The sequence below is a fragment of the Sutterella wadsworthensis 2_1_59BFAA genome, assembly GCF_000297775.1.
Classification (GTDB): Bacteria; Pseudomonadota; Gammaproteobacteria; order Burkholderiales; family Burkholderiaceae_F; genus Sutterella; species Sutterella wadsworthensis_A.
This window is the reverse complement of record NZ_JH815518.1, coordinates 1-10,583: the sequence shown is the minus strand read 5'-3', so window position 1 is coordinate 10,583 and position 10,583 is coordinate 1. Positions and strand designations below refer to the sequence as shown.

The 10,583-nt window shown below is 58.2% G+C and carries 5 protein-coding genes and 1 tRNA gene; 3 read left to right on the top strand and 3 right to left on the bottom strand.

What is annotated here, in order from left to right; all coding sequences use genetic code 11:
• Positions 1–76, bottom strand: a tRNA-Ala gene (locus HMPREF9465_RS08255).
• Between the two features lie 171 nt (positions 77–247).
• Here HMPREF9465_RS08255 and uvrA point away from each other — a divergent pair.
• Entirely contained in the window at positions 248–5,842 is a 5,595-nt protein-coding gene (gene uvrA / locus HMPREF9465_RS08250; RefSeq protein ID WP_005435906.1) for an excinuclease ABC subunit UvrA, read from the top strand.
• Between the two features lie 282 nt (positions 5,843–6,124).
• On the opposite strand, the gene HMPREF9465_RS08245 is transcribed toward uvrA, so the two are convergent.
• Entirely contained in the window at positions 6,125–6,913 is a 789-nt protein-coding gene (locus tag HMPREF9465_RS08245) for an ISAs1 family transposase (RefSeq protein ID WP_147645298.1), read from the bottom strand.
• Positions 6,914–7,061: 148 nt separating this feature from the next.
• On the opposite strand from HMPREF9465_RS08245, the gene HMPREF9465_RS08240 reads away from it, so the two are divergent.
• Positions 7,062–9,119 (top strand): transposase, encoded by a 2,058-nt coding sequence (locus HMPREF9465_RS08240; protein ID WP_005435904.1) that lies wholly within the window; start codon positions 7,062–7,064, stop codon positions 9,117–9,119.
• A gap of 52 nt (positions 9,120–9,171) precedes the next feature.
• On the top strand, positions 9,172–9,585 hold the full coding sequence (locus tag HMPREF9465_RS13755; RefSeq protein WP_231289373.1) for a hypothetical protein: 414 nt from the start codon (positions 9,172–9,174) through the stop codon (positions 9,583–9,585).
• A 470-nt stretch (positions 9,586–10,055) separates the two neighbouring features.
• Here HMPREF9465_RS13755 and HMPREF9465_RS08230 read toward each other — a convergent pair.
• On the bottom strand, positions 10,056–10,583 hold a 528-nt coding region (locus HMPREF9465_RS08230), incomplete at its 5' end, for a YadA C-terminal domain-containing protein (RefSeq protein WP_005435902.1).

The following is a 10,583-nucleotide window of genomic DNA, read 5'->3' as shown; positions in this document are numbered from 1 at the left end:
TGGTGGAGGATAGCGGGATCGAACCGCTGACCTCTTGCATGCCATGCAAGCGCTCTCCCAGCTGAGCTAATCCCCCACTAGAAGTGGAGAAGCAGAACTATACCATACTTTTCAGAAAAGCGAAGGCAAGAATGTAACTGTTTGTAATTAACCCATCCCACCGGCATTCTTGAGGCTGACGGGCGTCACTTTTCCTCCTGCTTGCGGTAGTCTGCGGAAAGCATCTTACAACCCAGACTGAAAGAGCATGACCGACACCGCATCGAACAACGGCCTGATCCGCATCCGCGGAGCCAGACAGAACAACCTGAAGAACATTGATCTGGACCTGCGCACCGGAGACTTCACTGTCGTGACGGGCCTTTCGGGCTCAGGCAAGAGCTCGCTTGTCTTTGACACGCTTTATGCGGAGGGGCAGCGCCGCTACGTCGAGACCTTCAGCCCGTATGCGCGCCAGTTCCTCGACCGCATGGACCGCCCGCATGTCGATCGAATCGACGGCGTGCCGCCTGCGATCGCCATCGACCAGAACAGCACTGTGCGCACGTCGCGATCGACGGTGGGCACGATGACGGAACTCAACGACCACATAAAGCTGCTCTTCGCCCATCATGCAGAGCTTTACTGCCCCAAATGCGGCCGACGCGTCGTCGAGCACACGCCCCAGAGCATCTGGGACGACGTGCTCGAGCGCCTCGCGGGAATGCCCGAGGGGCTGGACAGCAGGGTTCTCGTCACGTTCGACATGAAGGTGCCCAAGGCGCTTGCCTTGGAAACGGCCGAGACAGGTCTGTCGGCACAGGGGTTCACCCGCATCGAATCTCGCCGCGCCGTCAAGGACGGCACGATTCTCACGGTCGTGGCGGACCGCTTCCGCGCATCATCCGTCGAGCGGTCGCGCGCGATCGAGGCGATCGAGCAGGCCCTTGACAAGGGAGCCGGCGCGATGGCTGTCCTCATCAAGACCGAAGAAGGCTCGACGCCGCTCGCCCCCTACAGGAAGGGGTTTGGCTGCGCAGACTGCGACAAGTCCTTTTCCCAGCCCTCCGCTTCTCTCTTCAGCTTCAATTCTCCCGTAGGCGCCTGCGAGAAATGCAGGGGCTTCGGCCGCATCATTACGGTGGATCCGTCGCTCGTGATCCCCGATCCCTCGAAAACCCTCGAGGAGGGAGCCGTCAAGCCATGGACGACAAAGTCCTTCAACGAATGCCAGCAGGAGATGCTTGCCTACGCCGCCGTGCGCGGCATTCGCACCAACACGCCCTACAAAAAGCTCACGGCTGAGGAGAAGCGCTGGGTCTGGGAGGGCGGCGAGGACTGGACGGGCAACTGGCGCACGCAGTGGTACGGCATCAATCGCTTTTTCGAATGGCTCGAGAGCAAGGCCTACAAGATGCACGTCCGCATGCTGCTGTCACGCTACCGTTCCTACACGGAGTGCCCCTCGTGCCGCGGCTCCCACCTGAAGCAGCCGTCGCTCTTCTGGCGATACGGCACCCTCGAGGAAAAGCAGCTCGTGCTTGCAAAGACCATCGAAGGCGGCGTCTTCAAGCCGATCGGCATGACCCTTTCCGACCGTGCCTACGCGAAGCTGCCCGGCTTCAACTACCACGAGCTCATGACGCTCCCGATCGAAGACCTGCGGGACTTCTTCAAAAAACGCCGCGCACGCGCCGACGAATCCGAGCAGATGCTGCTGGACGAAATCTGCTCGCGCCTGACGTTCCTTTGCGACGTGGGCGTCGGCTACCTGACGCTCGACCGACAGAGCCGCACGCTCTCGGGCGGTGAAGTGCAGCGCGTGAGCCTCACGACGGCACTGGGCACGGCCCTCGTCAACACGCTGTTTGTTCTGGACGAACCTTCCATCGGCCTGCATCCGCGCGACATGCATCGCGTCAACCGCATCATGCGCCGCCTGACCGAAGCGGGCAACACGCTTGTCGTCGTGGAGCATGACCCTCAGGTCATGCTCGCTGCAAACCGCCTCATCGACATGGGCCCGGGGTCGGGCACGGACGGCGGCCGGATCATCTTCGACGGCAGCACGCGTGAAGTGCTCGACGCTGGCACCCTGACAGGCGACTACCTGTCGGGCCGCAGGCGCGTGCGGCGTCCCGATCCAGAATTCGTGACGGCCGACAGGCCCCGCCTGATCATCAAGGGTGCATCAGAACACAATCTCCGCCACATCGACGTGGCCATTCCGATGGGGGCCATCGTCGCCATCGCAGGCGTCTCGGGTTCGGGCAAATCGACGCTCGTCTCCGACATCCTCGTGCCCGCCCTTAAGCGCAAGTCCGGCAAAAGCACCGACCAGCCCGGCAAGTTCGACGGACTGGCGGGATGCATTCCCCATGATGTGATCTACGTCGACCAGAGTCCCATCGGGCGCACAACCCGCGGGAACCCCGTGAGCTACGTCGGCAGCTTCGACGGCATCCGATCGCTTTTTGCGGCCACGCCCATGGCCCGCCATCTGGGGCTCAGCGTCGGCGACTTCTCGTTCAACTCCGGCAAGGGACGCTGTCCGACCTGCGGCGGCGCCGGCTTCGAACACATCGAGATGCAGTTCCTCTCGGACGTCTATCTGCCCTGCCCCGCCTGCGGCGGCAAGCGCTACAAGGACTCTACTCTGGAGGTGAAGATCCGTCTCTCGGACGACCGCGACTACAGCATCGCCGACGTGCTAGACATGACGGCAGATGAAGCCACGCGACTTTTCTTTGAATACCCCAGCATCACCTGGGGAATCCAACAGCTTTGCAAAGTGGGCCTCGGCTATCTGAAGCTCGGGCAGCCGCTGACCACGCTTTCCGGCGGCGAACGCCAGCGCCTCAAGCTCGCAGGCACCCTCTCCGAGGGGCTTTCGCTCGGACGTCGCTGCGGCTACAGCGCAGGGAAGCTCTTCGTCTTCGACGAACCGACGACAGGACTGCACTTTGGCGACACGGCGACGCTCGTTTGCGTATTTAACGAACTGATCTGCCTCGGACATTCGGTGTTGGTGATCGAACACAACCTTGACGTCCTCAATACGGCCGACTGGATCATTGAACTCGGTCCCGCCGGCGGACGTCAGGGCGGCCTCGTGGTCTTCGAAGGCACGCCCGACCAGATCGTCAAGGAGGTCAGCTCCTTCACGGGACGCGCACTCAGGGACTGGCGAAACGTCCTTGACGGGCAGGAAGTCTCCCGGGAAAGCTTCTTCAACTTCCCGCCGATGAAGCTCAGCGCCCCCGAGGACAACACCCGGATCGTCATTCAGGGCGCCAGGGAGCACAACCTCAAGAATCTCTCGGTCACGATTCCCCGGGACAAGTTCACGGTTGTCACGGGCCCCTCGGGCTCCGGCAAGTCGACGCTTGCCTTCGACCTCGTCTTCGCGGAAGGACAGAGGCGTTATCTTGAAAGCCTCAATGCCTATGCGCGAAGCATGGTCCAGCCCGCTCCCGCCCCCGAGGTCGACTCAATCCGCGGCATTCCGCCCACGGTTGCCATTGAGCAGCGTACCTCGCGCGGTGGCCTGCGCTCAACCGTCGGCACGACGACGGAGCTCCTGCATTTCCTCCGCCTGCTTTTCGTCAAGCTAGGCACCCAGTACTGCCCGGACTGCGGCATCCCGGCAAGCCCCCAGTCCCACGACGACATCATCAAGGCAATCCGCCGCGACTTCGGCTCGGACCAAATCGCCGTGCTTGCGCCGATCGTGCGTCGCCAGAAGGGCATCTTCAGAGCGGAAATGGAGGCGGCCGCAGTCGCCGGACACAGGATCATGCGCATCGATGGAGCATATATCGACATATCCCTCAAAATCCCTTCGCTCGCCCGTTATTCGGAACACGAGCTCGAGCTTGCCGTCGGGATATGCGGTGCCGACGAGCAAGCGCTGGAAAAGATCGTGGCCGCCGCGCTCCTTCACGGGCACGGTCGCCTGCTTGTGACGCGTTCGCTTCCCGACGAACCGACGACAGGTCTGCTCGAACAGGACGTCTTCTACTCGACGCTCGCAGCCTGCCCCTCCTGCCTCAAGAGCTTCCCTGCTCTGGATCCGAAGCTTTTCTCCTACAACTCGAGCGCAGGCGCGTGTCCGAAGTGCTCAGGCTACGGTCTCATCACTTCGGCGCTCAAGAAGGCGCAGAAAAAGAAGGAGGACTTCAACACCGACCTCAGCGACACGGAGGGGGCGGAGCTTTGCCCCGACTGTCTGGGGACTCGTCTGAATCCCGTTGCAAGGGCGGTGCGCTGGCACGACAGAAGCATTTCGGACTTCGGTGCAATGACGATCGACAGCGTGGAGGAGTTCTTCCGAAACCTCAGGCTCGAGGGACGCGAGGCGGCCATTGCTCACGACGCGGTCGCCGAGATCCTGTCTCGCCTCTCCTTCCTTCAGGAAGTGGGACTCGGATACCTCACGCTCGACCGCAGCGCGCCGACGCTTTCCGGCGGTGAAGCCCAGCGCATTCGTCTGGCCGCACAGCTCGGCAGCAACCTCAGGGGTGTCTGCTACGTGCTCGACGAGCCGACGATAGGACTGCATCCTCGAGACAACCGCATCCTTCTTGACGCCATCGACCGGCTCACCCACCAGGGCAACACGCTGCTCGTCGTCGAGCATGACGAGGACACGATCCGTCAGGCGGACCATATCATCGACATCGGTCCCGGCTCCGGCGTTCGAGGCGGCGAACTCGTTGCCGAGGGCACGGTTGACGACATCATGAAGTGCGAGCGCTCACTTACGGGTGAATACCTGAGAAATCCGAGCAAGCACAGGCATTTTGCCAGCCGTCCCTTCAATCCCGAGACAGACCCGAAGCTGTCGGTGATCAATCCCCGCATGCACAATCTGGCAGGCGGAGTCGTGGAATTCCCGCTCAACCGCCTGACCGTCGTGACGGGCGTCTCCGGCTCCGGCAAGTCCACTCTGACCCGTGAAGTGCTTTTTGAAAATCTGATCGGCAATCTCGGCTCCGATCCGAGCAAGGCGAAGTGGAAGGGATGCGACATAATCACGGGCCGCGAACCGGTGGCGCGTGTTCTGGAAGTGGATCAAACCCCCATCGGCAAGACGCCGAGATCGTGTCCCGCCACCTACGTCGGCTTCTTTGACAAAATCCGCGCGCTCTTTGCAGGCACGAATGAAGGCAAGGCTCGGGGTTACGGCGTGGGACGCTTCTCCTTCAACAACGAGGGCGGCCGCTGCGAAGCCTGCGCCGGACAGGGACTGCGCACAATCGAGATGTCGTTCCTGCCTGACGTCAAGGTCCCCTGCGAGGTGTGCCACGGCGCACGCTTCAATCAGGAAACGCTGGCCGTCACCTGGAAGGATCGAAACATCGGAGAAATCCTGCAGATGCAGGTCGATGAAGCAGTCGAGTTTTTCAACTCGATGCCGACGATCGCACACCCGCTCAAGCTCCTTCAGGACATCGGTCTGGGCTACCTCACGCTTGGCCAGCCCTCACCCACGCTTTCCGGCGGCGAGGCGCAGCGCATCAAGCTCGTGAGCGAGCTCACCAAGGTCAAGGATTCCGTCTCCACCAGGGGACGCAAGAGTCCGCACACGCTCTACGTGCTTGACGAACCGACGGTGGGCCTGCACATGGCCGACGTCGACAAGCTCATCGGCGTGCTCAAGCGCCTCGTCGACGCAGGCAACACGGTGATTGTCGTCGAGCACAATCTCGACCTGATGGCGCAGGCCGACTGGATCGTCGACATGGGCCCCGAGGGCGGAGCCAACGGCGGCAGAGTCGTGGCCGCGGGCACTCCCGAGACGCTCACCTCCACGAACACCCATACGGGCCGCGCGCTCAAGGCCCACATGGATGCCCACTAGGACACGGTATGAAATCGGATAGGGGTGAGGACTTTTGATCCTCAGCCCCTTCCACACCACCCACCGTGCGGATCCGCAGTGGGCGGTTATCAATAACCTCAGAGAACTTCCTACTTGTAGACGTCCCCCAGGCACGTCCATCCCAATTCTCGGAGTCGGCCATTTGTCAGCGAGGGCGAGAGTATCCAACTGTTTGCCGTATGCCAGTACGACTTGCGGGTATTGGCCCACTCCCAAGCCACCTTGTCGTCTAGCAGGGCAATCGCATGACTTTTTCGAGGGTTAGCCCTTGACACCGTCAAGCAAACCTTGTAGGCCCAGGGCCGTGCCCATGGTTTCGATGGCGCCAGCGGGCGTCGAGCAGAGTTGCTGCATCGTCTTGACGGAGTTTCGCCGGCCGTTGACGTCCGTAGCGTTCTGTGCCGCGCGGAGCACGTTGAGCGCGATCTTGTTGAGCGTCACACGGTTGCTCAGGTAGTTCGCGTTAGTGCACTGCATCCGGTCCTGATCGAAGCTCACGTCGAGCGCCCAGTGCACGTTGTTTTCGATGCTCCAATGGCGGCGAATGATTTCGCCGGCAACCGCGGCCGCGTCCTCGGAGAACGGAATCGTGGTCATGAAGTAGCGAGTCTGACTTGAATTTCGCCCTCGCTTCCCCTTGGCTTCCGTGTTGTTCGTGACCTTGACGATGCAACCGCCTTTAAGGCCGTTCCACTCTTGGTGGAAGCGATTGGACAAGAGGGAAGCTGGCAGGACGGTCACGCTTCGCTCCTCGATTCGACCTCGATCCGCATCAAGCGTCCGGCACTTGCGCCTGCGGCTCTCTTCGACAGTTGCGAAAAGAAAGTGAACTTCCTTTTGAAGCGTCGGGTGGTTCTCTTTGATCGCGAGGCAGTACCCGACGCCTCTCTCAGCGAGGTACTGAACCAAGGCTTTCTGCGTGTTCATGGCATCGGCGGTGATGAGGTCGCCCGGTTTGAGATCGAGCATGGAGAGAAGCTCAATGGCTGTTGAGATCTCGTTCTTTTTCTCTTCTATGATGTGAACTTCCTGTAGAATGGTAACACGCAAACTTTAAAAAATCGTATCCCGCACCGATAAAAATTCTGGCGATCTCCTGTGATTCAGGAAGATCGCCTTCTTATTGTTTTGTTGAAATATCGTGTAGAATATGCTACTGTAAATATCCAAAAGGATAACACCGGAATTTTGAATTTTTATGGGTCATATTTACTGGGAACTCCCTGAGATTCCGATCCCGCCGCAGGCATACGTCAACAAGAACGACGGACGCGTCTTCCTTATGTCACGTGACAGTCGAAACGTGCGTCGCCGCAAGTCCATCGGACACGCTACCGGTAACGGGAACATGTATCCCAACGATACCTTCCGCTTCTTGTTCCCAAATCTTTGGAAGGAACACTACGGTGAGAAGCAGTCCCTGCCGCCTCATATGCTCTCGCTTGGCCCGTATGCAACCTTCCTTGCAATCGCTGAACGCAACGGCCTTTATGACTTGCTGCATAAACACTTCGGACCGCTCTATGGCAACACCGTCATGGACTATGCCATGTTTTCCGCGGCCGATCGCTCCAACAGCACGCATCTCTTTGAGGACGCCATGCGCATGCGCGTGTGCTTCTCCAAGGATCGACACGCTGACTCCTGGTACTCTGAACTCTTCAGCAAGAACCTCCCGCTTGATGCCCTGCACCAGTTCAAGATCGACTGGATCAAACAATGCGCCAAGCAAGGCTGTAGCAAGGTTTGGCTCTGCATTGATGGCTCGAATAACAACTGCGAGTCGGAAGCAGGCGAAATCAATGAGTTCGGGAAAGCCAAGTCACTCAAGGACGTGCCTATCGTCAGCTACATGTGGGCTGTCGATGCCACTACCGGACGGCCCATCACTTGGTTCGTTAACCCTGGCAGCATGATCGATGCCAAGGCTTTTCGAGGCATCGCCCAGTTCCTCGCTGCTTCGTCCATTAGTGTCGAAGGCCTCATCTCTGATCGCGGCTTCTGCACGCAGGATGTCATCGACCTGGCAGAGGAGTGCGGACTTCGCTACATCATCATGCTTAAGGGCTCCACCAACGGAGCACAGACACTCTTCGAGCGCCACGGCGCAGAGGTGCGTTGGAACGTTCGCAATATTCTCAACAAGAACGGCATCTTCGGCACGACGGACAAGGCCAAGATCTTTGCCAACAGTTCTAAGGAAAACTGCATCGGGCTCTTCTTCGACGGCTTGAGCAGTGCGCCGCGTGCCGTGCGTTTCATCAACAAAGTGCTCGACTGCTCCATGACGCTGCGCGCCGAGATTGCCGCCGGCAAGCCCAAAGTTAATGTCCCTGCGGCAATGAAGAAATTCATTGAGATTGCAGAAATCAACGGCAAGAAGGAAGTACTCTTTCGCTACGAGGCCTGGCAGCAAGAGGCAGACCGCAAGGGCTTCTACGCCATTGCGTCCTCCGATGAGCTTTCAGCTGCCGAGATCCACAGTCTTTACGGCCTGCGTGATGCCTCGGAAAAGCAGTTCTCCATGCTGAAGTCTCAGCTCGGCTCGCACGTTACCCGTGTACAAAGTCGCCAGAGCATCGAAAGTAAGCTCGCCGTGGCTTTCATTGCGAGCGTCATCCGCACTGAGATCCTGATTGCCTGCAGAAAGCTGGAACTCGATGTCAACCAGATGATCCGGCATTGCGATCGCTGTCAGCTCATGCTCCTGCCCGATGGCGTCTATGCCTTTGTGGACAATCTGTCGGCTCGACTGAAGCGCTTCCTCGAAGAGTTTGGAGTGACGCCCGAGATTCTGAAGCGCCTGAGCGAGGAAACGAATGCTCGCCTGAGCAATCCGATGCAGAGCCAAATTCGTCGGCTCCCGCAGGGAGCCGACGCTCCCAAGCCTCCCAGGGGCAGACCTCGCAAAGAGAAGTCGGCAGAGGACGATGACAAGCCAAGGCGCAAGCCGGGGCGACCCAAGGGCAGTAAAAATAAAAAAACGCTCGAGCGTGAACGCCTGGCGGCGGAAACTGCGGCAAAAGGTGTACTGCCGCCTGAAAAAGTAAAGCGCAAGCCCGGTCGCCCCAAAGGCAGCAAGAACAAGAAGACGCTGGAACGGGAGGCGCGTGAACGCGCGCTGCTTGAACAAGCTGGGCAAAAGCGAGGCCGCGGCAGACCGAAAGGGAGCAAGAACAAGGCGACCTTGGAACGCGAAGCCAAGGAAGCAGCAGAGGCTATGAAAAAGGCTCGAGACGGTCTGGATGAAGGCTGAATATTTCCTCTGAAGCTGTAGCTGTTGTTACCGTTCTAGAGGAAATTCACGAATGGAATGGCTTGCGAACTGTAATCCTGCCGTTGTCTTGATGGAGTCATGCAAAGGTTCCACGGTTCGTGCACGCAAGATTGCCGATCTCGGCCATGACTCACGCCTTGTCAAGGGGGCTGATGTCAAAGCATTGCGCAATGTTTGTCAAAAGGACGACATACGCGATGCGGACTACATTGCTCGACTCTTCTACGTCCCCGGCACTAAATATGTCTTCGTGAAGAATCAACGCCAGCAGTCGCTGCAATTCCTGCAGAACGAGTACAAGAGCCTTCAGGAGTTGCGGATCTTAGTAGGGGAATCAGATCCACACCTGTCTCGAAGAGTTCGGCTATTCTCGACCCAAGTCCCAATCATTCGTTCAAAAACGCATGATTGCTCATCTGGAGAAAAATACGGAACTAATCCCTGAGGAAGTGATGTCTTCTTTTCACCGCCGACGCGACATGTGGCTAAACCTGTTTGAGCAAGAAGAGGAAGCTAAAATGCGCATGGAGGAAATTGCCAAGACGGATGACGATGCCCAACGCATTATGACCGGTCCGGGAGTTAGAGCTCAGACGGCAGTTGGAATGCTAGTGCACATCGGCCGCGACATCGGGCGTATCAAGTTTGCCGCCTCCATTGGGCTTGTTCCCAAGCAGAATAGCACCGTGGGCAACAATTTGACGTTCTACTCCCCCACCAAACACCGAATACCTTCATCGTTAAGGCTGTTGCCAAGCAGGATCGTGACTTGTTCTCTCTGTTGTGATTAGCAAAACTCCCGAAGCGCTTAGATTAGTTTTCGTGATCTAGCACCCCGGGAGTTTGTTTTTTGGGATTACCAACCGAGGGAACAAAGTCGTCTCGGTAAGTTACGAGCTAAGCTCAATGGACTTCTTAGAATTCGAAGTTGGCACCGATATTGTAGGTGACATGATCGAAACCGCTGAGGTCGGAAGCAATACCGGCCTTAAGGGCGAAGTTTTCATTGAAGCGATAGCCAGTACCAAGAGCCATTGCCTGTTCGGAGTCATAACCACCGATAGCAGCGGTGACGTTGAACTTGCCAACGCTGTACGGCTGGAAGAGACCGTTAAGAGCAGCCTGAGCAGCGAAGCCCTTCTTCATCTTGTCGTCGAGCTTGTCAATACGGGAATTGACGGCCGCGAAGTTGTTCTTCATTTCAGCGTAATTCGCCGCGATGGCATTCTTATTGGCTTCGATGTTGGCCTTGTTCTTTTCGATATTGTTCTTATTCACGCCAATGTTCTGATCCTGAGCATGGTCGTGGAATTCATTCTCAACAAGCTTGTTCTGGAGCTTATGAATATCGTCGGTATTAGCCTTGATGTTGGTCTTGTTCTTGTCGATGGCGGCCGTGTTCGCAGCGATGTTGGCCTTGTTCTTTTCGATATTGTTCTTATT